Origin of the sequence: Vibrio sp. 1641 (genome assembly GCF_033339995.1) — a bacterium.
Lineage (GTDB): Bacteria > Pseudomonadota > Gammaproteobacteria > Enterobacterales > Vibrionaceae > Vibrio > Vibrio alginolyticus.
In genome coordinates, this window is sequence record NZ_JAWOVP010000003.1 from 440,661 (window position 1) to 464,831 (window position 24,171).

Annotated in this window: 19 protein-coding genes and 1 tRNA gene; 5 read left to right on the forward strand and 15 right to left on the reverse strand. The window is 44.3% G+C overall.

Going from position 1 to position 24,171, the window contains the following annotated elements; genetic code table 11:
• Window positions 1–181: 181 nt before the first annotated feature.
• The 3 genes from R7Z47_RS09840 to R7Z47_RS09850 all read right to left on the reverse strand — a co-directional run bounded on the left by R7Z47_RS09840 (window position 182) and on the right by R7Z47_RS09850 (window position 6,589).
• The gene (locus R7Z47_RS09840) at window positions 182–3,343 is read right to left on the reverse strand and encodes an efflux RND transporter permease subunit (RefSeq protein ID WP_005378264.1); all 3,162 of its coding nucleotides are present in this window, start codon (window positions 3,341–3,343) and stop codon (window positions 182–184) included.
• A 2-nt stretch (window positions 3,344–3,345) separates the two neighbouring features.
• Window positions 3,346–4,485 (reverse strand): efflux RND transporter periplasmic adaptor subunit, encoded by a 1,140-nt coding sequence (locus tag R7Z47_RS09845; RefSeq protein WP_262606603.1) that lies wholly within the window; start codon window positions 4,483–4,485, stop codon window positions 3,346–3,348.
• A 466-nt stretch (window positions 4,486–4,951) separates the two neighbouring features.
• Window positions 4,952–6,589, reverse strand: a complete 1,638-nt coding sequence (locus tag R7Z47_RS09850) for a methyl-accepting chemotaxis protein (protein ID WP_262606604.1) — start codon at window positions 6,587–6,589, stop codon at window positions 4,952–4,954.
• 776 nt (window positions 6,590–7,365) lie between these two features.
• Here R7Z47_RS09850 and R7Z47_RS09855 point away from each other — a divergent pair.
• The gene (locus tag R7Z47_RS09855) at window positions 7,366–8,355 is read left to right on the forward strand and encodes a Solitary outer membrane autotransporter beta-barrel domain (protein ID WP_262606605.1); all 990 of its coding nucleotides are present in this window, start codon (window positions 7,366–7,368) and stop codon (window positions 8,353–8,355) included.
• Between the two features lie 5 nt (window positions 8,356–8,360).
• Here the strand turns inward: R7Z47_RS09855 and R7Z47_RS09860 are convergent, their stop codons facing one another.
• Entirely contained in the window at window positions 8,361–8,609 is a 249-nt protein-coding gene (locus R7Z47_RS09860; protein WP_005378271.1) for a hypothetical protein, read from the reverse strand.
• An 816-nt stretch (window positions 8,610–9,425) separates the two neighbouring features.
• On the opposite strand from R7Z47_RS09860, the gene R7Z47_RS09865 reads away from it, so the two are divergent.
• The 3 genes from R7Z47_RS09865 (at window position 9,426) to R7Z47_RS09875 (ending at window position 12,230) form a co-directional block, all read left to right on the forward strand.
• Window positions 9,426–10,757 carry a cytochrome ubiquinol oxidase subunit I gene (locus tag R7Z47_RS09865; RefSeq protein WP_005388402.1) on the forward strand — a complete coding sequence of 444 codons (1,332 nt, stop codon included), beginning with the start codon at window positions 9,426–9,428 and terminating at the stop codon, window positions 10,755–10,757.
• A 2-nt stretch (window positions 10,758–10,759) separates the two neighbouring features.
• Window positions 10,760–11,752, forward strand: a complete 993-nt coding sequence (locus tag R7Z47_RS09870; protein ID WP_017820054.1) for a cytochrome d ubiquinol oxidase subunit II — start codon at window positions 10,760–10,762, stop codon at window positions 11,750–11,752.
• 349 nt (window positions 11,753–12,101) lie between these two features.
• The gene (locus R7Z47_RS09875; RefSeq protein WP_005378275.1) at window positions 12,102–12,230 is read left to right on the forward strand and encodes a hypothetical protein; all 129 of its coding nucleotides are present in this window, start codon (window positions 12,102–12,104) and stop codon (window positions 12,228–12,230) included.
• 273 nt (window positions 12,231–12,503) lie between these two features.
• Here R7Z47_RS09875 and R7Z47_RS09880 read toward each other — a convergent pair.
• From R7Z47_RS09880 to R7Z47_RS09890, 3 genes are all read right to left on the reverse strand, one after another.
• Window positions 12,504–12,591, reverse strand: a tRNA-Ser gene (locus R7Z47_RS09880).
• A 144-nt stretch (window positions 12,592–12,735) separates the two neighbouring features.
• Complete coding sequence (locus R7Z47_RS09885; protein WP_054575116.1) at window positions 12,736–13,185, reverse strand: L-alanine exporter AlaE; 450 nt, start codon at window positions 13,183–13,185, stop codon at window positions 12,736–12,738.
• Between the two features lie 502 nt (window positions 13,186–13,687).
• A complete protein-coding gene (locus R7Z47_RS09890) occupies window positions 13,688–16,108 on the reverse strand; it encodes a hybrid sensor histidine kinase/response regulator (protein ID WP_151515134.1) in 2,421 nt (806 codons plus the stop codon).
• Between the two features lie 51 nt (window positions 16,109–16,159).
• Here R7Z47_RS09890 and R7Z47_RS09895 point away from each other — a divergent pair, with 51 nt between their 5' ends.
• On the forward strand, window positions 16,160–16,771 hold the full coding sequence (locus R7Z47_RS09895; RefSeq protein WP_005378278.1) for a YecA family protein: 612 nt from the start codon (window positions 16,160–16,162) through the stop codon (window positions 16,769–16,771).
• 73 nt (window positions 16,772–16,844) lie between these two features.
• Here R7Z47_RS09895 and R7Z47_RS09900 read toward each other — a convergent pair whose 3' ends face one another.
• From R7Z47_RS09900 to tolB, 8 genes are all read right to left on the reverse strand, one after another.
• Window positions 16,845–18,011 carry a glutathionylspermidine synthase family protein gene (locus R7Z47_RS09900; RefSeq protein WP_042522104.1) on the reverse strand — a complete coding sequence of 389 codons (1,167 nt, stop codon included), beginning with the start codon at window positions 18,009–18,011 and terminating at the stop codon, window positions 16,845–16,847.
• Window positions 18,012–18,019: 8 nt separating this feature from the next.
• Window positions 18,020–18,589, reverse strand: a complete 570-nt coding sequence (locus R7Z47_RS09905) for a DUF1190 domain-containing protein (protein WP_025766906.1) — start codon at window positions 18,587–18,589, stop codon at window positions 18,020–18,022.
• An 8-nt stretch (window positions 18,590–18,597) separates the two neighbouring features.
• Window positions 18,598–19,014: a DUF350 domain-containing protein gene (locus R7Z47_RS09910; protein ID WP_005378281.1), complete on the reverse strand. Its 417-nt coding sequence runs from the start codon at window positions 19,012–19,014 to the stop codon at window positions 18,598–18,600.
• Window positions 19,014–20,057, reverse strand: a complete 1,044-nt coding sequence (locus R7Z47_RS09915) for a potassium channel protein (RefSeq protein ID WP_262607017.1) — start codon at window positions 20,055–20,057, stop codon at window positions 19,014–19,016. The genes R7Z47_RS09910 and R7Z47_RS09915 overlap by 1 nt, the downstream gene beginning before the upstream one ends.
• 118 nt (window positions 20,058–20,175) lie before the next feature.
• On the reverse strand, window positions 20,176–21,237 hold the full coding sequence (nadA, locus tag R7Z47_RS09920; RefSeq protein WP_047100825.1) for a quinolinate synthase NadA: 1,062 nt from the start codon (window positions 21,235–21,237) through the stop codon (window positions 20,176–20,178).
• A gap of 251 nt (window positions 21,238–21,488) precedes the next feature.
• Window positions 21,489–22,241, reverse strand: coding sequence for a tol-pal system protein YbgF (ybgF, locus tag R7Z47_RS09925; RefSeq protein WP_167415111.1), 753 nt, complete (start codon window positions 22,239–22,241; stop codon window positions 21,489–21,491).
• Window positions 22,242–22,256: 15 nt separating this feature from the next.
• Window positions 22,257–22,781 carry a peptidoglycan-associated lipoprotein Pal gene (pal, locus tag R7Z47_RS09930; protein ID WP_005378293.1) on the reverse strand — a complete coding sequence of 175 codons (525 nt, stop codon included), beginning with the start codon at window positions 22,779–22,781 and terminating at the stop codon, window positions 22,257–22,259.
• Between the two features lie 30 nt (window positions 22,782–22,811).
• The gene (gene tolB / locus R7Z47_RS09935; protein ID WP_005387925.1) at window positions 22,812–24,164 is read right to left on the reverse strand and encodes a Tol-Pal system beta propeller repeat protein TolB; all 1,353 of its coding nucleotides are present in this window, start codon (window positions 24,162–24,164) and stop codon (window positions 22,812–22,814) included.
• Window positions 24,165–24,171 lie beyond the last annotated feature (7 nt).

Consider the following 24,171-nt stretch of genomic DNA (forward strand, 5'->3'; position numbering starts at 1 on the left):
TTTTCTTCTTTAGGCTTTCATTCGGCCGAAAAGGCTGTGCTGATACTGAACACAACACGCCGTCTTTCAGGCTCGCGTCATAGACGGTAACCACCAAGTGAAAACATAAAATAAAGAGCGCCGAAGCGCCCTTTAATCGTGTTTATTATCACTAGTATAACTCAGTTAAAACAACCAAGTCCTACTCGCTTTGCTGAGTGGGTTTAGTGCTGGTCTCAGACAACTCTGCCTCAGACTCTTTTCTCGCACGTCGATCAAACAATCGCTCAACCACTACAAAGAAGATTGGGACGAAGAATATACCCAATATCGTGGCACTGATCATGCCACCAAGTACGCCGGTACCCACTGCGTTTTGACCTGCCGATCCCACACCTGAGCTGATAGCAAGTGGTACCACACCCAAACCAAAAGCAAGCGATGTCATGATAATTGGGCGCAGACGAACGCGAACAGCATGTAAGGTTGCTTCGATAAGCCCAGCGCCTTTCTCATAGTAGTCCTTTGCAAACTCAACAATCAGAATGGCGTTTTTGGTTGCCAAGCCGACCGTCGTTAATAAGCTCACCTGGAAGAACACATCGTTATCCATACTGCGCGTCATTACCGCAAGCACAGCACCAAGCACACCAAGAGGAACAACTAACACCACGGCGAAAGGTACTGACCAACTTTCATACAAAGCGGCAAGAACTAAGAATACGACGAGGATAGATAGCGCATATAGCATCGGCGCTTGGTTTCCGGAAAGGCGCTCTTCATACGAAATACCATTCCAGTTCACCGTGAAGCCTTCCGGTAGCTTTTCTACCATTGCTTCAATTTCTTCCATGGCTTCACCAGTACTTACACCAGGAGCTGCACCGCCTTGAATATTCATTGCTGGCAAACCATCAAAGCGCTGCAAAAGAGGAGACCCATAGGTCCACTCGCCACTCGCAAAAGCAGAGAAAGGCACCATCTCTCCCTTAGCGTTGCGTACGTACCATGAATCGAAGTCTTTTGGCTGCATGCGGTATTCCGCATCACTTTGCACCATCACTTTCTTCACACGACCGCGATCAATATAATCGTTAATGTAAGCCCCGCCCCATGCAGCTGACAGAATTTGGTTTACGTCATTGATACTGACATCCAAAGCACGAAGTTTGACGTGGTCAATGTTAACTTTGTACATTGGCGCATCTGCCTGACCGTTTGGACGAACACCGACAAGTTTCGGGTTTTGTGCTGCCATGCCCAGAAGTTGCCCTTGAGCCGCAACTAATGCATCGTGCCCTTTATTCAACGAGTCTTGGAGATAGAAATCGAAACCTGTCGAGTTACCTAGCTCTTGAATCGCTGGAGGGGCGAACGCAAACACCAAAGCTTCTTTAATAGTAGAGAAGTACCCCATCGCTCGGCCCGTAATGGAAGCGGCATCGGCGCCAGGCGCTTCACGCTCAGACCAATCTTTCAGACCGATAAATGCCATCCCCATGTTTTGGCCTTGGCCTGCGAAACTAAATCCAGCAACGGAGAAGACTGACTTTACATTGTCTTTTTCGTCTACTAGGTAAAAGTCACGCATTTTCTCAAGTGTTTTTTCCGTCTGTTCTTGTGTTGAGTTAGGCGGCAAAATAGCCATTGAGAATACTGTGCCTTGGTCTTCATCTGGCAAAAATGACGTTGGAAGGTTCATAAATAACCAGCCAGCACCTGCACTCATTGCCAAAAATACAACCAACATGCGACCTGTGCGTTTTAGAAGTTTGGCAACGCCGGTTTCATAGCCTGCTGTCATCGCATCAAACTTGCGGTTAAACCAGCCAAAGAAGCCTTTTTTCTCTAGAAGCTCAGCATCGCCTTTTTTCAGCAACGTAGCACACAATGCTGGAGTCAGAATTATCGCAACCAAAACGGAAAGCGTCATAGCCGCCACAATAGTTATCGAGAACTGACGGTAAATAACCCCGGTAGAACCAGACATAAACGCCATAGGGACGAATACCGCTGAAAGCGTCAACCCCACACCAATCAGGGCACCAGTGATCTGCCCCATCGATTTTTTGGTCGCTTCTTTGGGCTCTAAACCATCTTCATGCATCACACGCTCGACGTTTTCCACCACAACGATGGCGTCATCCACCAGCAAACCGATAGCCAGAACCATCGCGAACATGGTTAACGTGTTTACGCTAAATCCAGTCGCGTACAAAATAGCGAAGGTTCCGAGCAATACGACAGGCACTGCGATCGTTGGAATGATCGTCGCACGGAAGTTCTGCAAGAACAGGTACATGATTAAGAACACAAGAAGAATAGCTTCTAATAGCGTTTTAACCACTTCTTGAATCGAGGCTTTGACGAATGGCGTTGTTTCAAATGGGTAAGCAATCTGCAACCCTTCTGGGAACGTTGCACTCAGTTGTTCTAAGCGCTCTTTTACCGCATTGGCGGTCTCAAGCGCGTTTGCGCCAGTACCTAATGAAATACCTAACCCCGATGCTGGGAAGCCATTATATTGGCCTCGAATATCATAACTTTCTGCACCACGCTCAACGCGAGCTACATCTTTCAAATAAACATTCGAACCACTGGCGTCAGACTTAAGAATGATGTCTTGGAACTCTTCTACACTGCTCAAACGACTTGCAGAAGAAATCGTAGCATTCAACAACTGACCCTCCTGCGCAGGTGCCGCACCAAGTTGACCTGAAGAAACTTGCGCGTTCTGTTCACTGATTGCATTTGCTACGTCGATCGCGGTCAAGTTGAACTGCGTAAGCTTAAAAGGATCCAGCCAAACTCGCATTGCATACTGCGCACCAAACGCCTGCACTTGTCCTACACCAGTAACACGACTTATCGGGTCTTGAATATTCGTTACAACAAAGTCGCCGATATCGTTTTCTGTAAAGTCAGGATCTTCAGAATAAACTGCGACGACCATGAGAAATGCCGTATTAGATTTATTGACGACAATACCTTGGTTTTGTACCTCCATCGGCAATGAAGTCAATGCCAATTGCAGTTTGTTCTGCACCTGTACTTGCGCGATATCAGGATCAGCTTCGCTATCAAACGTCAGGGTAATTGTCGCATTACCAAATGCATCACTGCTCGATGATAGGTAGCGAAGGTAATCTAATCCCGTCATATTTTGCTCGATAACCTGCGTTACCGAGTCTTCAACGGTTTTTGCTGATGCACCTGGATAACGAGCACTGATGGTGATCGTCGTCGGTGAAATCGTTGGGTATTGCGAGACGGGTAAATTGAATAATGACATTACCCCCGCCAACATCGTTAGAATCGCGAGAACCCAAGCAAATACCGGACGATCGATAAAAAATCGTGCCATGATTACTCCTGTTCACCGTTTTGGATAGTTACCGAACTACCTGGCCCTACCTTTTGTAAACCGGCGGTAATGACTTTATCACCCGCGTTCAAACCATCAATAATGCGCCATTGGCTATTGATCGCTTCAGCTGTCTTCACTGGTTTCGCTTCCACTTTGTTCTCGCCATTAACCGTCATCACTGTCGCTTTACCTGTCGCATCACGAGATACCGTATTTTGTGGTATTAGAATCGCATCAGGGTCGACACCAGTAATGACCGTCGCACGAACAAACATTCCAGGTAGCAACAAACCGTCAGGGTTTGGGAATTCGGCACGAAGCGTCACGCTGCCCGTACTTTCGTTCACATTGACCTCAGTAAATTTCATTGTGCCTTTGTGTTCGTAAGTGCTGCCATCTTCAAGCATCAATGTAACTTGCGCAGAATCATCTTCTTGCATATGGCCTTGGGAGAGTGATGCTTTCAAACGCAGCAGTTGCGCGGATGATTGCACAATATCAACATTGATAGGGTCAAGCTGCTGAATGGTCGCTAATTTGGCAGCTTGGTTAGCCGTAACCAACGCACCCGCTGTCACACTCGATTTACCGATCACCCCGCTAATCGGAGCTTTGACTTGCGTATAATCTAAGTTGATTTTTGCTGTGTTGATCTTGGCTTTTGCGACTAGGACCTGCGCTTTCGCTTCTTTGTATGCCGCTTCTGCTTCATCCAAGTCTTGTTGGCTGATGGATTTTTTGGTGATCAAGGTTCTGTAACGCTTCACCGTGGCATAGGTCGACTCTGCCGCAGCTTGCGCACGGATTAATTCCGCTTCAGCGCTCAGCAAATCCGCCTGAAATGACGAATCATCAATTTGATATAGCGACTGTCCTTGTTCAACAAATCCACCTTCAACAAAATTTCGTTCCGAAATAATGCCAGTAACTTGCGGACGAACTTCTGCTTCTTTGAATGCTCGGCTACGACCCGGCAGCTCTACTGTCAATGCTTGGCGCGTTGGCTGCACTGTTAACACTTCTACTTCGGTTGCGGGCGCAGGACCACCATTTTGGCTCGATCCTTCTTCGCTAGGTTGACATCCAACCACAAAAAGGCTCGACGCAATCAGCAGAGATAGCGTGGTTTTACGTCTCATGAATTTTTCTCTCTTATCTACCGACAAGCCTTCAAGATTCCTTATTAAAAGCTTCTAGAATGACTTAATAATGACTAACGGATGTATATCCAGAACAAATTAATTAGGATGATAAATACCCAGTGTTGTACATACAACAAAATTTACAGTTCTATACGCTTACGAAAAACGTTTATGGTAAAGGTGTTATGAAGTTCTCAAATTTGAAGATTTTGGGTTGGAAATCACATTTTCCTGTGTGCAATTGCAATGGTTAAAAAGCAGCAAAAGTGATGATAAAAGCATCATCACGCTGTACAGAGTTTGTTACCGCTGTCTAGGGTTATTTGCCCACTCTGGTATACGAACTAAAGTGAGAAAGGAATGTAAATATAGTCGAAATTTCACAAGTCAGGTTCGCCACTTATCTAAAAAATAACCCGCTAAGAAGCGGGTTATTTCGTCAGTGAGATTGCTGTTCTCAAGCTTATACTTTGAACTGACTGACCTGATGATCTAAACGTTGAGTTTGCTCTGACAACATGGCTAAAGAAGCTTGCGCTTGGTTTACGATTTCCACAATTGAAGTGCTACTGTCTGCAATGCCTTGTACGTTGCTATTTACTTCGTCACTTACTGTACTTTGCTGGCTCGCAGCCGTTGCAATGTGTGTATTCATCTCGTTCATACGTGAAATCGCGTTCAAGATTTCAGAAAGGGATTCACTCGCTCGGCCAGCGGACTTGATCGTTTCATCACTGCTATTTTGGCTACCGCGCATCACTTCTACAGCTTGTCCTGCACCAGATTGTAGCTTTTCAATCATGGTTTGGATTTCTCCCGTACTCTGTTGCGTACGACTGGCTAAAGAACGAACCTCGTCCGCTACCACAGCAAAGCCTCGCCCTTGCTCTCCAGCGCGAGCCGCTTCAATGGCTGCGTTAAGCGCTAATAAGTTTGTTTGCTCGGCAATACCACGAATTACATCCAGTACGGACGCAATGTTACTCACATCATGATCCAATGTGTTAATGACGTGGCTTGCGCTTTCGATTTCACTTGCGAGGCTACGAATTGAGCTAACCGTTTGATCCAAAATAACATTGGTATTGGTAAGTTCATCATTCGCTGTTTGGCTCGCAACCGCAGCTTCGTTAGCGCTATCGCTTACATTTCTGCTGGTGACTTGCATTTCATGCACTGCCGCTGCTACCGCCTCGCTATCTTTTTGCTGAGAAACGGTCGAATTCGCGATGGTCGTGGTCAACGAGCTAAGATTTGCCATTTCGTTACGTAAGGTATTTGAGCTTTCAATTACCTGAGCGACTGTCATTTGAATTTTGGACACAAACTGGTTAAATGCGTCTGCTAAATTGCCAATTTCGTCTTGTGTTTTTACATCGATTCGCTGACTTAGATCACCTTCACCGGACGCAATTTCTGTCATCGCATTTTTAATATCATTGATAGGCTTCACAACCGTTTGTAACAACAAAAAAGCCATCGCGATAGCGGCAAAAATAACAATCACAATGCCAGCCTCAAGAATGAGTTCTGCTCTTGTTGCAGCCGCTGATATTTCGTCCTTCAATTGGCTTTGCTTTTCTTCTATTGCATCTTTTACAACGTTAAGCTGCGCTCTAACCTCGATAAATTGGTCTTCAAAGGTATGTTTGTGCTCATTGTAGTAACCACGCCATTGAGATTGAGGTAAACGTAGCATCGCCTCATAACTTGCTAACCACTTTTCACCCAAAGAGACAAGCGTTCGAACTTCATTACCATGTGTAGAAGGCATCACACCGGCTTGTGATAGCTCAATCATTTGTTCCATACGTGGCAGTGCTTTGTAGGCGTTGTCTTTGTATTCACCGATGTGGTGATCAATATCGGTTTGAGTATCAGAAAGTGCAACACCTTGGATTGCAGATGTTGCTTGGTAAAGATCGCGATAAGCATCCTCAATCGTTAATAAGTTCGGCACGATCTGTTCGTTGAGTGTCTCACTCAATTCAGATTGCTTCCAACTTGTCATAACGTTTAATACAGAGCTCACAATAAACAATCCAATAATCAATGACAGCGGAATCACTATCTTCTGCTTGATCGTTAAGTTCTGGAACATGAATAGACTCTCTTTATTTATGGTATACAAACTGCCGGAAATTATATCAAACAAATAGAGTATACTATTAGGTAAAAGAGGCTATTCAACATGAAATCTAATGACTTTTTGACAAGGGTTCTAATTTCAACAATTAGTTGATTTTATACAAAATTTAACAAAGAGATCTTTTCAAAAGATGCAAATTAAAATGCTCTTTCAAAACGAAAAATATGTAACAGAAAGTGAATTAAAAGGGACCACATTTTGAAGAATAGATCGACTCAATGATTTACTGAGAACACATACAAAACACAGTTCTTGGATTGAGCACCACCGCGAAATATTCAAAGGTCCGAACATTTCTTTTAAAGCTCAAAAAAAAACCATTGTTTATCTGACGTATTTAAGGGTACTCCTTGATGATGTTAGTCGTGATGTTGGCAGACAGGATACTTACAAGTTTTCGAAGTTAACCAGTAGCACAGTGAACGATTCAGATTTTCTTGAGCGCCAAGGCAATAAAAAAGTTTGCTATTTTCCTCTCAAGAGACGCATTAAAGAAAATAATGCAACCTAGTCACAAAGTCTTGCTACATCTTCAGAAAAGAATGATGTTGCTAAACAAATCTGGTGCAGCATACACATTGAAGCTAAACTCGTTTAAGGAACTTTTTCATATCAATATGAGAAAACATAGATTTCTCAAAGTTACATCAACCATTCAACGATTAAACTAATGTTAGCGTACCGGTACGTCCGAAAACTCCATGCATGAACCATTTAAAAGAGCCAAAATGTTCCAACCCAACTTCGCCTCAGTGGAGTGGCGAGTCGTTTCGCTCGCTCTCCTACTCTCTCTACCTCATACTGCTAATGCGGATCCACTAGATAAGGAAATTAGCAACCTTCTTCAACAACGTTTTTCTATCGCGGTTTTGCTGTCCGACACTGACGCAATTGCGTTTGGTATTGGCGACTTTGATCCGAATGCATTATTTGATACCGCCAACCCAGAGTTCGGGACTGACGAGTCAATCAATGAACGTCGAAGCAAATCCGTATATGTTCTCCCTTACACGACTAACTTTGACATTGAGGGCAGCGAGGATTTACATGAGCTGTCGTTTAAGGCGTTTACGATACAAACAGAGAATGATCTCAAACTATTCGGCACAAGTAAGGATCTTCTCAAGGAAAGGACATACGGTGCGTCGATTGGTTATGGGTATCTATACAAAGCAAGTGAAAGCGTCACTCTTAGCACCAGAACGACGACTCACCTTATGCGTTATGAAAACTCATTCTCTACCGATAATAAACTTTCCTCCATCATTGGAAGAATCCTAGACGGCCGTGCCGTTAACGTTTCAGCATGGGCGGCAATAGTTCAACCATCCATTAAAGCCAAATACACGTCTCCCACAAGTTGGGGGAAATGGCATGCCAGTTCGACATTGAATTCATTCATTGGGCACAGCTGGGGAAGCGCAAATAACGGCAATATAGGCAACCCTAAAGGTTGGTACCTATCTAATGAAATCACCGGTTACTACAATATTTATCACGGTGAGCAGGCTTTATTTACCGGGATTAAAAGAGTCGACCTTTCGCATGATTTAAGCGATGAACTGGGAAGTCCGCATTACTACGAAGCTTCTATAGGATGGCTATTTTATGCACCAAAGCCCTTTGATTGGTTGGACAATTTCGGCATAGGCGTTAACTTCAACTACGGCTCGACTCTCAGAGGCGGCAGCATTCAGCTTTACTACAACAAACAATAAAGCCGTCAATACAGGAACCAGTTGGTAGCATATATAACAAGAAGAACTAGAAGACACAAAAGGAATGGCAGAGTTAGCGTCTTCGCAAACTTTTTCATGAGACTTGGGTTATCAAACACCACACCTTCCGCTTCTCTTACCCTTCGCTCTTCGTCAAAATGCCATTTAATGGCTAAGTAGGCTCCTATCCCTAATACAATAAGCTTAAAAGCTCCAGCAAAGTAAGGAAAGAAATTAGCCCAACTGTCATTCATTATCCATCTCCATCAAATTCAATATCAGCTTTGCGGTGGCAGAATCCAAAATTCATGTAGAATGCCCCCCTCAAAGTCAGACTCTCTGGCTAGCGCCAGTCTACTGCTCGAGATAGCTGTCCACAACTCTCTTTACCATATCGGCATCTATTAATTATTTAATAAATAATAAGAAAGACACTAGCACACTTGCTGAAAAGTAAGTGTCAGTTTGGATTGAAACTCATCAGGAATCGAAAATGGTCCGCAGTCGACTTGTTGATCTAGTGAAAGCCGAATTACCTAGCGCCAAATCGTTCGCTAGTATAAAAATGTAGCCTATCGCACTTCTGGTCGAGTGCTAACGAACTTATGATGCATATGTCATTAGCAGTGCAATTTTAAGTTTATCAATTAGCTAAAGTTTCCCACCTTAACTGCCAGTAAGTTTGCTGTGTTTGAGATGATCTCGACATGACTAGTGTATAAATAGTATGGAGGTTCAAAGTGAAGGCAAGGCAATTTTCCTTACTAAAAATATTGTTTTTGTAATTTTATTTCAGGATTATCGAAACCATCATAAGGATAATTCGAACTAATCTTAATCCATGCTCCTTCAGTTACATTTGCTTTCTTTTACTCACTTCTCGCGACTATTAGTGGCATTTTGAGACAATTTCCTACACTCCTTTCTTTCCCTTAGTTGATATAAATCATGGTTAGAAGAAAACAGAATCACCTGTATTTCTCGATACATGAATCCAAACTGCCCGACTTTTCGTAACTAAATTACAGATAGACACGATTTTTAGTATGGCACGTTTTTGAGGAACCAAGATGTTAGATACCCTCATGCTGTCGCGGATCCAGTTCGCGGCCAATATCAGCTTTCACATTCTCTTCCCGACCATCACCATCGCGTTGGCATGGATGTTGGTGTTTTTCAAGTGGCGATATAACCGCACCCAGGCCCCCGTATGGCTCGATGTTTATTACTTCTGGGTCAAGATATTCGCTCTTACTTTCGCCTTAGGTGTGGTATCCGGCATTACGATGAGTTTCCAGTTTGGTACCAACTGGCCAGGCTTTATGGAACGAGTCGGTAACGTAGCAGGACCATTGCTCGGATACGAAGTGATGACCGCCTTCTTTATGGAAGCCACCTTCCTTGGCGTGATGCTTTTTGGACGAGGACGAGTGCCGGAATGGGTTCATACTCTCGCCACCGTTCTGGTTGCTGTTGGGACAAGTATGTCCGCGTTTTGGATTCTAGTGCTTAACAGCTGGATGCACACACCAAGTGGCTATGAAGTGATTGACGGAATTGTACATGTAACCAGTTGGAAGGAAGTTATTTTCAATCCTTCTTTACCTTACCGTCTTCTGCACACGCTATTAGCATCGGCGCTGACTGCCAGCTTCTTGATTGCGGGTATCTCAGCTTATCAAATAATGAAAAAGCCAGATCACCGCTCAGCCAAACTTGGCCTAAAAGTCGCGCTGTTCGCGGCGGCTGGATTCATCCCAATTCAAATCTTTGTCGGTGACCTTCACGGGTTAAACACGCTTGAACATCAACCTGCAAAAATCGCAGCGATGGAAGGCGTGTGGGAGACCGAGCAAGGCGCGCCTCTTCTTCTGTTTGCGATGCCAAATGAAGAAACTCGCAGCAATGATTTTGAAGTGGGCATCCCAAAGCTGGCGAGTTTGATTCTTACGCATGACTTAGATGGGGAAATCCAAGGACTTAACGAGTTTGCACCTGACCACCCGCCAGTGAAGCCCTTGTTCTTTGGTTTCCGCGTGATGGTTGGTGTTGGTGTCCTTATGTTGCTTGTTAGCTGGTATGGCGCGGTGAAGCTAGCACGTAAAAAAGCGCTACCTAAACCTTACCTGTACACGGTATTAGCCATGACGTTCTCTGGTTGGATAGCCACACTGGCGGGTTGGTATGTTACTGAGATTGGTCGACAACCTTGGTTGGTCAGCGGTGTATTGCGAACATCCGAAGCCGTCACCACGGTTGCGAGCAGTAGCGTGATGACTTCGCTCATTATGTACTTAGCCATTTATGCTGCATTGCTGGTTGCGTACATCCATACCCTATTCTATTTGGCGCGCAAAGACGTTGCAGCCCATGAAGTCCCACTGACACAACAAGAGGCCTAATCATGCTCGACTATCTACCAGAAATTTATCTTCTGCTGCTTGGCTTCTCGGTCTTTATGTATGCCGTGCTCGACGGCTACGATCTTGGCGTCGGTATCCTTTTACCGAGTGATAATGAAGCGCAACGTGACCGAATGATAGCGTCTATAGGCCCTTTCTGGGATGCGAATGAAACGTGGTTGGTGTTAGCCGTCGGTATTCTGCTGATTGCCTTTCCTACTGCTCATAGCTTGATTTTGACGGAACTTTATATGCCGACCGCGATTATGCTTATCGCACTGATCATGCGTGGCGTGGCGTTCGACTTCCGAGCCAAAGCGAACTCGGATCATAAACCTCACTGGGATTGGTGCTTCAGAATTGGCTCGTTAGTCACCGCGCTAACCCAAGGCTACATGGTGGGTCGTTACATCATGGGATTTGAACAATCAACCGAAGCATTTGGCTTTGCTTGGTTAAGCGCACTTTGTGTAGCGGCGGCGTACGTTTACATCGGTGGCGCATGGTTAGTACTAAAAACGGAAGGTGATTTGCAAATACGCTCGGCCCGTTGGTCTCGCCGTGCTGGTTGGTTAGCAGCCTTAGGAATCTTGGTGGTTAGCGTTGTAAACCCAATTGTAAATCAACAAGTTGCCTTGCGTTGGTTCAGCTTCCCAGAAATCTTGTTGCTTGCCCCAGTTCCGTTAATTGTATTGGCAACCATCTTCCTAGTTGATCGCTATTTGCGTCAGGTTCCAATGGTGAATGATCTGGGTGTGCGCTGGCCTTTCTTTGGTGTCACTGTCATTTTCGCGTTGAGCTTTCTCGGGCTTGCGTATAGCTTCTTCCCAGAAGTTGTGCCGGGATTAATGACCGCACAACAAGCTGCCTCCTCGCCTGCGACGTTAATAATCGTGGGCTACGGTGTGATGATTGTTATGCCGGTGATATTGCTTTACACCTTTGTGGTATACCGGATCTTCAAAGGCAAAGCGACAGAACTTAGCTACAAGTAGGAAAGGGAATTCCTCAACAAAGCGCCGCTGCTCATGCGGCGTTTTTTTGCAGTACTCAACGACTAAAGTATCTACCCAAGGCGACTGAGTGGGAACGCTGAGAGAATGTAGCGGCAGCCAGTAGTTTGTTCCTAACTAGAACGAGATAACCGTTTCTCAACTATAGCGATACAGGCACAAAAACAGAAAGAATATTTGATGTTACAAAAGGTAGACCGCCACTTTAAAACGCTTTGAGTATTTTTTGCGCTCAATGAGGTGCAAGTATACTTATGCTTTTTATGACTTGTGAACACTCAATTGCATGTTATGTTGCTGTTGAAATCGTACATGAAATAAGGACAAGAACATGAAGATAAGATGCAAAACGACGCAAAGCATTGAAAAATTTAACCCTGATGACCTCAATCTAAACACAGATCTCTTTGGTATGATTGCTGTTGTATTCGTGTTCATGGCTGTTTTGCTTAGCATCTAGTAGCACTACGTTCATTCTTGTGGCCGTATTCATACCTCATGTGATATGGGTGCTAAATTCTAGATTAAAGCGGATGTGCTAACCCGCACCAATCAGATTATGGCTGCCTCTGTATAGCATCTTCAATTTTGGCGTTGTATAGAGGTGAGATGTGAATAGTTGGCTTGTAGATAGAATGGCGCTTGCACCTTGAGCACTCTTGTGTACTTTCAATGACGCATTACTTTAGTGTAGATACGAAAAAAGGCCTGATAAATCAGACCTTTTAGAATGTGGCGGTGAGTGAGAGATTCGAACTCTCGATACGTTGCCGTATACACACTTTCCAGGCGTGCTCCTTCAGCCACTCGGACAACTCACCGAATCAAATTTTGGTTAGCATCATTGGCTAACGAGGCGCTAATTTAATGATTATGTGCCTGATGGTCAAGGCTAAACATAAAAAAAAGCGCCCTTTTCGAATCGATTGCTCACTAAGTAACTAAATTGAGCAAAACTGGGGCATTTAGATGCTTTGAGAATAACCGGGAACACGGAACCAACGGCGGCACATGTCCAAGAAGTACCCATACAACACACCCATGCCACAAGAAATAACAGCGTTACTTGCCACTGCGGTCACAATTTGATCTGTAGACGCGCCAACTGCGAATAAGATACCCGCATAAACTGGAGATTGAAATAGTACATAAGCGACCAGATCAGAGATGTTTTTCATAAAGGAAGACGGTGACACCTTACTACCTTGATGCAGCACCCAATCACGAAAAACCCCATACGGCCAAGCAATGGCGATATTCACTGGAATCGATAGCGTACGCGATGCTAGAGATTGCTCAAATGTCATCCCTGAAATCAAAATCTCGACAATCATCCCTGTGATAAAGCAAAAAACAACCATAGCAAAGGTATCCGCTGCGGCGTGACGAATACAAAATGGTCCACGAGACTTCATTTACAAAACCCTTAAAATCAAACACTGCAATTAATAAAAATAATAAAACTATTAACCACTAAAAAGACACCAAGCCAGTTAATGATGCAATTAGAACACACAAAAACTAGCTTATGGCTCTGTATTTAAAATTAAGTTGTAAATTTATAACCAACTTTTAAAGTAAAAGTAGTTTTTTTCACCAATGACGAGTAAAAACGCCTAAAATTACGTAAAAATGGTACAAAAACACGGATTTCACTTACATAAAAAGGGGTTACGATAATTATTTTGACGTAAAGTTAGAACAAAACTCGGACTGTAAACAGTCACTCCTATAGCTTATGCTACCAAGCTGCGAAAATTCAGAGTATTACCGATATAATCACAGTAGAAGGTCTTGCTGCTTTACTCGTAAAAGTAAAACTGCAAGCCTGTTCATTGCAGGTTAGAAGAGTTTGTCACGAAGCTGGATGACGTATGAATAGTAAGAACAATTCACAGTTGCGCCATATTGATTCAGTTATGGTGAGGCCAGCAAAATCGTTAATGTATCGATATCATCTTGGTCTGGGGATTGCTGACGCTTTAAGTTACTTCTTATCCGTTCAGCGACTGAAGAAACGTCGTCACTGAGTTCAAGGGGGGCCTCCGCAATGATCGCTGAAATAGCCTCAAGTGCTTCATTAAGATGTCCATTATCTAGAGCGACATAGAAGTTGAGTAACCACTTTTCAGCATTAAAGCTATCTGCTGCATTTCCATCAAAGTCCGATTGGTACTGATATAACTGTGTCGCATGAAGATACAGTGCATCATTTAATTCAGACTCCACTATTGGTTTCGCTATTATGTGGTCTGCTCCTACATTAATCATACGTTCTTGTGTTTCTTTGAACACATCCGCTGTACAGCCAAAAATCAGCACCGACTTAGCAGGTGAACTCATTGCTCGAATGGCTGATATGGCCCCAACGCCATCTAGAACAGGCATATGATTATCCATTAGTATCAAATCAAATGGTTTGCTCGCAACCTCATCGACTGCAAGCTGACCATTTTCGACACTTGTGCACTCAAAGCCCTTGGCTCGGAGGAAAGTTTCCATAATGATCGCATTTGTTCGGTTGTCTTCAACAATGAGTGCTTTCAACCCTTTACAGTTCAATTTATGTGTATTGATTGACTCTACTTTACCCGGCTTGCAAGGTGTAAGGGCAATTTCGACAGTAAAAGTCGTTCCAGCGTCCTCCTGACTCTCTACAACCACTTGCCCACCCATATGTTCCGCGATTTCTTTGACTATTGCTAAACCAAGCCCTGTACCACCAAACCGTCTAGTCGTTGATGACTCCGCTTGCTCAAAAGGACGAAAAATGCGTTTTTGTGCCTCTTTTGAAATACCAATTCCTGTATCTTTTACCTTTAGTATCAGCTTGGTGCCTGCCTTACTCGATTTCTCGGCTAGCTCTACCTCTATGATGCCACGATCGGTGAACTTAACAGCGTTATTGAGTAGATTGAACAGTACTTGACGCAAACGGGCTTTGTCATTGTTGTACCAACGACCCGTTGGTAAATGCGAGACTACTCTAAAGCGAAGACCTTTTTCTGCACATAGAGTTTGATAAACACTCTTGATACTGCCGATAATCGACTCAATTGGGAAAGGCTTATTTTCAAACTCAACATGCCCTTGTTCAATTTTTGAGTAATCTAAAATCTCATTGAGTAATATCATCATGTGATCACCTGAATCATAAAGTGTTCTCAGGTGCTTACGCTGCTCATCGCTAAGTGGTGTTTTTAACAGTATCTGGGCAGTTCCTAGTACACCGTTCATTGGTGTGCGAATCTCGTGGGACAATGTGGCTAAGAATGCCGTTTTAGCGTTTGTCGAAGCCTGAGCTTTTATTCTCTCCTGCTCTAAATAGATCGTCTTTTCATTGAACTTCTCGATAAGCTGTCCGATTTCGTCATCGCTATCGTAGTCAATATCTATGATCCCACCAGTTTTCGAGTCATCAATCTTAGCGGCAATGCGAACAATTGGTTCAACAATGTAGCGATTCAGTAAGTAGTAACCGACCAAGACACACAAGAGCAAAAATGGAATGATCCTCCCCTCAACGCTCATCACTTGTTCAAACACTTGATCAGCGACTTTAGCTTTTGCGTTGACAACTTCCATGCGCCAATCGAACTCTCCGAAATCAAGCTCGCTGACATAAATTTCGTCCGTCAGTTGAAAGTTGTGTTCAATAATCACGTTTGAGTCAGCATCGCGAACCACTACCCCCAAAGAATGCTGGTTCGTGTGCTCTCGAATAAACTGAAAAAGTGCATCAAGTGATAGGTCTACCGTTACAACTCCAGCGAATCGACCGTTTTGGTAGTACGGAGAAGACGCGGTAATCATCTGGACCTGAGTAAAGGTATCGATGTAAACCGTAGACCAACTAACAGAACCTACCGGAGCATCGGCGGCAGCGACATACCAGGGTTCATTATCATAACCGCCAGATTCGGGATTATTGTAGGAGTGAATTTGGTCAATACCACTATCACTGTTTTTATTGAAGAATAGACTTCTATATCTCCATTGTTCTGCTGTGAGCTCGGGTTTAGGCCATACGCCACCACTAACAAGCATCTTGTCACTCAATTGAAGAATATGTGGAATTATTGTGTTGAGAGATTGAATATTTTCAGTCCCTTGGGCTAGCCCTACTAAGCTGCTCAATACACCTGTAGAACTGAGGAGGGGCTCTTTTATCTCAAGAGCCAGGAGTTGGGTACGTAACTCTAGGTTTTGCTCTAGCTTTTGTCTAACCGGTGGCTCAACAACCAAATAGGCGACAGAACCGATAGTGGCGATAAAGAAGCACAGGTAAAGTGTTAGGGCGAGAATGCTTTTTTTTCTAAGTGATGAGCGAATTTCCATAGATGTGTGAATCATTCCCTAATATCGATTTATCACTAATTGATTGGTAAGATGAGCGCAATCAACCAGCCCATTAACAAATGGTATTCTATTTTGAAACTACAAGACATCCTTTCTCTCCCAGAACTTGACGGTAAACTACTAAACCTGGCAAAAACTCAAGGCTTTGTAACAGCGATGGCTGCAGCGCCAAACGTATTAATGCCTCAAGAGTGGTTGCCATTCTTATGGGGTGGAGAAGAAACAGCGCCATTTACTGACGGTGAACAACTAGAGCAGTACATTGACGAGATTGTACAAATGTGGAACCAAACTCGTCCCGCTCTCCTAGAAGGCACTTGGCAGTGGCCTGCAGGGTGCGCGCTAGATGAGCAAGACATTGTAACAAGTCAGGCTCGCGATTTCTGTGAAGGTGTATTACAAGGCTGGCAACTTGCGCGTGATGACTGGGAAACGTTGATGCCTGAGGATAGCGAAGATAATGCCCTACTCGGTGGTGTTTTACTTTCTCTTACTATGCTTTACGACCCAGAAACAACCATTGAAACATTGGCCGAACAAGGTATGGAAGGCTTAGAGCAGTTTGAAGAGATCTTCAATGCAATGCCAGTGATGTTATGTGGTCTTACCCAGCGCGGTGTTGCATTAGCTGAAGAACAATAGACGCAACGCTGTCGACCATCAAGATTGAACGGCTGAATAGACAAAAAGCTCTCCAAATGGAGAGCTTTTTTGATCATGTTAAAATTACATGTGGAATATACCGCGCCATATCTTGAGTCACTAAGCTACTGTCTTCCCTAATCGAAATACCGGCAGCTCTATCATTGACCAACCAACTGCCAATTAACGTATGGTTGTGCCCAAACTTAGGTAGTGGATGGTATTGCTGGACGATATTGAATTTAGATTCATAAGGCCCTGACGTTTTAACAAAACGTTTTCCATCGATGACGATCTCGATGTTCGCGCCCTCTCGAGAAAATAGTGGCTTGATGACATAATCTCTCATAGTGTTCGCTTTTGAATCGTTAGCAAAATAAGCGGGCAAAAGGTTCGGGTGGTTAGGAAAACGCTCCCACAATAACGGTAAAAGTGCTTTATTGGATAGAATCGACTTCCACATCGGTTCTAACCAGTTTACGTTCGCAGTCGCTAAGTACTTCGCATATTCCTCTTCAAACATAAACTCCCAAGGGTAAAGCTTAAACATCCAACGAATCGCTCTGTCGTCAGCATCCACAAACAGACCATCTTCCGTCACTCCAATATCTTCGACATGCACGAATGCCGTTGCTAACCCTGCCTCTCGCGCGCAATCCTCTAAATACTGGACAGTCCCTTTATCTTCTTCAGTGTACTTGCAGCAGCTAAAGTGAAGTGTTTGTCCTGGTTGGTATTTTGCTATTTCGGCAAAGCGCTCGATCAAAAAGTCTTGAAGAATATTGAATTGATCCGCGCTCTGGTGAACTCGACCTTTATTTACAACATCTTCTAGCCACACCCACTGCCAAAAGCCAGTTTCAAACAAGCTGGTTGGCGTATCCGCATTGTTTTCCAGTAATTTTGCTGGCGAGGTCCCGTTGTACGCGAAATCCAGCCGCGAATAAAGCGAAGGTTCGCTTCGTCTCCATGAAGAAGCGACCTGCTCCCACATAGATTCAGGGATCGCACATTGCGTCAGCAACCGCTCACTCCGAACGACTTCATCCACAATAGCCAGGCACATCTGATGCAGCTCTTCAGTGGGCGCTTCTATATCGCGCTCAATTTGCTCCAGCGTGAATTGATAGTAAGCACTCTCATCCCAATACGGTTGGTCATACATGGTATGGAAACCAAAACCAAACTGGCGTGCTAATTCACGCCAGTTTTCGCGCTCTTGTATTTCTCGTCGAAACATAGTGCTTTTTAACCGCCTCGACTGACCGACACCGCTTTACCAAACCCGCCTCGAGACATCGCCCTGCCAATGGTGCCGCCACCACGTTTATTAAGGCTATTCGTCGCAACTTTGGTCGGCTGATTTCGGTAGGAGCCAAAGAATTGTCCTGCTCCATTATAGAATTTGGATTTATAACGGTACATCGGCTCTGAGTAATAGCTCTTGTTATAACCTTTCAACCCGCTTAATGAGCGACTGTAAAAAAAACCGCCAAAGTTAGGTACATAAGCTCGGGAACTGGAACTGTAGTAACAATCATCCTCGTAGAAATCATTCTCGCATTCGAACTCGCTGCGGTAGCGAGGGGCATTTTGTTCGGCACGAGCTAAAGCTTCTTGGTATGCAATGTCACACTGTTCACTAAACTCAGGCGAGTTAGATTTACACTCATCAGCATCAGAAAAAATGTACCCTTCTGTTTTTGACTCGTACGTAGCAAAGAAGAAAATACCACCAAAGGCAGCAAAGGGAAGAATTTTCCCAAGCTTTAAGCTTTTGTCCATGGAAGAACGTTTAACGTTAGAACTCCGCTTCATCGTTCCTCCTAGTAGGTCATGCACGCGGCATTCAATACGCCAACCGAAACAGAAACTGCGGCTAATACGATACCGGCTGGCAGTTCATCTTTTTCGATACGCTCTGCCACTTTCGGAAGTAAAATAAAGCGTACAATTGCAAATGCGATAATTTGAGCAAGCATTGCGACAACGCCCCACACCATAAAATCGACGATATTGACCGAGTTTTTTGCCGCCCCCGAAATCGCGAGACAGTAACCAAGGAAAGCCCCACTTAGCGCAATCGCTGCTGCTGTATTTTGTTTTTCTTTAATCAGATGCCACTCATCGTATGGCGTCAACTTGACGTAGATGAACTTAAACGCCAATACAAAAATAATAGAAACAGAGAAATAGAGTAAAAAGTTTGGGAAGCCTGCTAACAGGCCGGCAATCATGTGCATTATTGTTCCTTGTTCATTTCTTTCCAGGCAAAATCTTCAATACGTTCATCTGCAATGTAAAACAGCTTGGTACTCGCGGGTACTTCAGCATCTAAATCTGGGTTGAGTTGAATACCATCGCCAATATCAAAAGCAATCAGCGTGGCATGATGGCGTCTTTTGAGAAAAACGAAGAGATTCTCAATAGTGGTGGCAGACTGCCCCTCAGGATAAATAACTGAGTATTGCGTCATACCTCGTGTTGAAGCCAAAAGCTCCTGATGAAGCGCACTTGAGCCCGGGTCAACCGCCGCTTTTGCCAACATTTCTGCGCCAACAGCAGGTATGCATTCCGCTTTCGGGCAATGCTGACTTAGAAGTCGGCCTAGCGCTTCATCTTTAAAGTAAGCGACCAAATGAGCGGAAGGGTTTACAGATGCGCAGTATAGAGCGGCTGACAAGGTAATGTCGTCCGAGAGATTATCCACAATAATGCAAGCGGCTTCGGCAATATTGGCGTTTTTCATTTCTTGCGAATCGGTATAACTGGTCACTTTGATAAAACTGATTTCGCCAGGTAACGGGTTCTCTATTTCTGAACGGCTGCATAAAACAATCGGACGCTTTCCCTCTTCTTCATGTTGTAACATGCGAATAAGGTGCATCGTTCTCGATCCATTCCAGCCCAACAATACAATATGGTTTTCCACTCTTACTCTCCGTTTTCCTAAAATACCCGCTCGCCAATAGTCCATCGCTGCTCCAGCGATACGCCCCAATAATGCGGCGAATAAGCTCAAACCGCCGGGGATTACAAATAGTACGACAACCCATTTACCCATATCTGTTACTGGAGAATGGTCGCCATAACCCACCGTACTCGCCGTAACCATGAGGTAATAGATAAAGTTAGCGAAACTGTCTGTTAATGCTGTTTCACCAGCGAGAACCAGCAGCCACCATGAAAGGCTCACATATAAGCCACTAAAGATGAGAAGGCTTCGGTTGCTCAATTTAAAAAGGTGGGAACTAAGCCACTTTTTAACTACTAACCACACCGCCATAAATTTATGACCTCGATATTCATTGATTGCATCAATAGTAACTCATTGATAGTAAGACACAAAAAAACCAGCCATATTCGGCTGGTTTTTGAGATTTACTTTCAGTTACGCCTACTTTTTAAGCATTACCTTTCACTTGCATATTTAGCTGCTCAGCAAAATCTAGCATGCGGTTAAGCGGTATAAGGGATTTAACACGCAGTTCTTCGTTAACAAAAATCTCGTGCTCTTCACCACCTTCACTAAGCGCTTTCTCAATTGCTTTCAAACCGTTCATTGCCATCCAAGGACAGTGTGCACAGCTGCGACATGTTGCGCCTGCACCTGCGGTTGGCGCTTCGATAAGTTCTTTCTCTGGCACAAGTTGCTGCATTTTAAAGAAAATGCCTTTGTCTGTCGCAACGATCATTTGTTTGTGAGGAAGCGCTTTCGCTGCTTTGATCAGCTGACTCGTTGATCCAACGGCATCGGCAAGTTCTACGACGCTTGCTGGTGACTCAGGGTGAACCAAAATAGCCGCATCTGGATACACGCTCTTCATTTTTCGTAGCGCATCAGCAGAGAACTCATCATGAACCACACACTCACCCTGCCAAAGCAGCATATCTGCGCCAGTTTTGTTAGCGATGTACGATCCTAGGTGACGGTCTGGTCCCCAAATAATTGGCTTATCTTCAGCGTCTAAGTGTTCCACGATTTCAAGCGCAATACTCGATGTAACGACCCAGTCGGCACGGGCTTTAACCGCTGCTGAGGTGTTTGCGTAAACTACAACCGTATGATCAGGGTGAGCATCACAAAACTCGCTGAACTTATCCGCAGGACAGCCAAGGTCGAGCGAACATTCCGCTTCCAACGTTGGCATTAGAATGCGCTTTTCTGGTGTCAGAATTTTGGCCGACTCGCCCATAAAGCGAACACCACCAATAATCAATGTACTTGCAGGGTGACGATTACCAAACTTCGCCATTTCCAACGAGTCACCAACAAACCCGCCAGTGTCTTCAGCTAGGGCTTGAATCTCAGGGTCGGTATAATAGTGCGCGATAAGTACCGCATCTTTTTCTTTGAGTAACTTTTTAATACGCTCAATGTAAGATGCTTTTTCTTCTTCGCTTAATGGAACTGGTTTCGGTGGGAATGGGTAAACAGTGTCGATTTTATCTAATATATGGCTCATTGCTCTTGCTCTACGCAACTTCCTTTAATCCGAGTATTGTAACCTCGTTAATTTTCAAAAACCAACTTGTCGCGGGGATTTCTAGCGGTCTAGCCGTATATCTTTGTTACAGGTAGCATTTCCGAGTAGCGAAATTCGGTGCAACACAAGGTCAGAGGCTCTGCATCATTGCTATCGACTTAGCCGTTCTGCACCAACAGAAAATGGAAAAGAAAAAGGAAGCCGAGGCTTCCTTTTCAAAACATAACGTCTTACAGCTTAGAGCTGGCAAGTTTTGCAGATGCACTACCTGGGTATTCATCAACCACTTGTTGGTAGTACTTTTTCGCTTGAGCTGCATTGTTATTACGCTCAGCGATTTCGCCTAACTTAAGCAACGCATCGGCTCGCTTATTGGAGTCTTTATAAGACACCACAGCGGCAAAACTTTTCACTGCATCCTCATCCTGCTTTTTAGCGAAGTACAACTGACCTAACCAGTAGTGAGAATTCGCTGAATATGTAGAATCAGGATAATCTTTCTGGAACTGCTGGAACGCTGCAATTGCGCCAGTGTAATCACGCTTTTTGAGAATGAGGTCAACTGCATTCTGATATGCCGTTTGCTCATCAACATTTGGAGTGTACTGACCACCTGTTTTCACAGGTTGTGCTTCTTGTGCAGGTGCGGATTTTATCTCTCCACGAACACGATCCAGCTCGACAAACAACTCACGTTGACGTTGCAACATTTGTTTCATTTCGTAGCTATTTCGCTCTAATTGACCACGCAATTCACTGATCTCTTGTGACATTTGGTCAATTTGCTGTTGCATTTGGAGCTGAACGCGATTGCGATTTTGTAGCAAACGTTCTAGACGCTCTACTTCCGTTTCAGATGAACGGCTCTTAGAGACGGATGATGTGCTGTTGAGATCGGATACTGGAGCTGGTGCAGCGAACGCAAAGTTCGCTGCACTTGCCAGTAACGTAAGCGCAACAGCGCGCTTAGTGTTACTGAACATGAGGATTACCTCGAATTAGTATACTAGAACCGCGCGACGGTTCTTAGCGTAAACTTCATCTGATTGACCTAGAAGAAGTGGCTTCTCTTCACCGTAGCTAACGATTGAGATTTGGTCAGCTTGAACACCTAGTGCTTGTAGGTAGTTCGCTACTGCTTGCGCACGACGCTCACCTAGAGCAATGTTGTACTCAGGAGTACCACGCTCATCAGCGTGACCTTCGATAGTTACGTTAAGTGCTGGGTTCTTGCTTAGGTAAGAAGCGTGAGCCGCTAGCATCTCTTCGTAATCTGCTGCAATTGTTGAGTTGTCAAAAGCAAAGTAGATTGTTTGAGTTTCACGTAGCGCTTGCTCTTTTAGCTCTTGCTCTGTCAACTGACCGCTTTGATCAATTGGCGTAGCTACTGTTGTTTCCACTGCGCCATTGTTGTTTGTTGCTGCACCAGTGTTAGAAGCAGCGTCGTCGCTTGAACTACACGCTGTAACAGCCATTACAGGAAGCGCGATTAGTAGCCCTTTTAGAACCTTGTTCAGTTGCATCTTATTTTCCTTTATTAATCAAACTTATTACTACAAAAACGGTGACCATGCAGGCGCTCGAACACGCCCATTTGTTGCCGGTAATCTAGCTTTGAATCGACCATCAATTGACACCATCGATAGTACGTTTTTCTTGTTGTAAATCGAGCTATACACAACCATGCCACCGTTTGGGGCAATACTAGGAGACTCATCAAGCAAGGTCTTAGTTAAGACTTGAAGAGCACCAGTTTCCAAATCTTGTTTCGCCAAATTAAATCCTGCGTTGCTGCGGTTCACCATAACTAGGAATCGCCCATCAGGAGTAATCTGACCACCCAAATTTTGGCTGCCTTGCCAAGTCAAACGGTCAATAGAACCGCTGCCCAAATTTACTTGATAAATCTGTGGTTTACCACCCCTATCCGATGTGAAAATCAACGATTTTCCATCCGGATGCCAGAACGGTTCCGTATTATTTGATCTGCCACGCGTAATTTGCGTCAGCTTACGAGTGTTAAGGTCAAACGTATAAACATGAAGCGAGCCTGTTTTAGAAAGAACAATCGCTAACTTATTGCCATCTGGCGAAAATCTTGGCGCACCATTGTGACGTGGGTATGAAGTAATTTTCTCACGTTCACCGGTGTAGATGTTCATGATGAAGATTTCTGCTTGGCCATTTTGGAAGCTAACATACGCAAGCTTTTTACCATCTGGTGACCACGCTGGTGACATTAATGGTTGCTTAGAACGTAAAACCAGACGCTCATTGTAGCCATCGTAATCAGCGACTCGAAGTTGGTAAGGGAAACGGTCTTTATCGTTCACTACCACATATGCGATACGAGTCATGAAAGCGCCACGGTCGCCAGTTAACTGTTCATACACCAAATCAGAGATACGGTGAGCGTACTCACGCATACGAGGCCCTTGAACAGTGGCTACTTTATTGAACAGCACATGATCTTTTGACAGAACTAATTCACCGTCACTACCAAGCGCCTTACTCTTCCCACCTGTTAACTGACCACGCACAATATCAACAAGTTGATAGTTGATAACGTAGTCACCTTGGTCGTTTTGCTTGATTGAACCAGTCAATAGCGCATCCACACCTAAATTGGTCCAAGCATCAAAATTAACTTCTGATTCACTGAACGGTGTTTGTGGCATTTTGCTCGTTGGAACTGGGCTGAATTTACCACTACGTTGTAAATCCGAGGCGATAACAGCAGAAACATCCGTTGGAAGCGCTTGTGTGCCCTCCCACTTAAACGGAACAACAGCAATTGGTCGTGCTGAATCAATACCATCGGTAATGACCAACTCTAATGCGGCATTCGCCACATTTGTCATACTGCTAAACAGTACAAACATTCCTAGTAAAAGGCGTCTAATCACGTCTTAT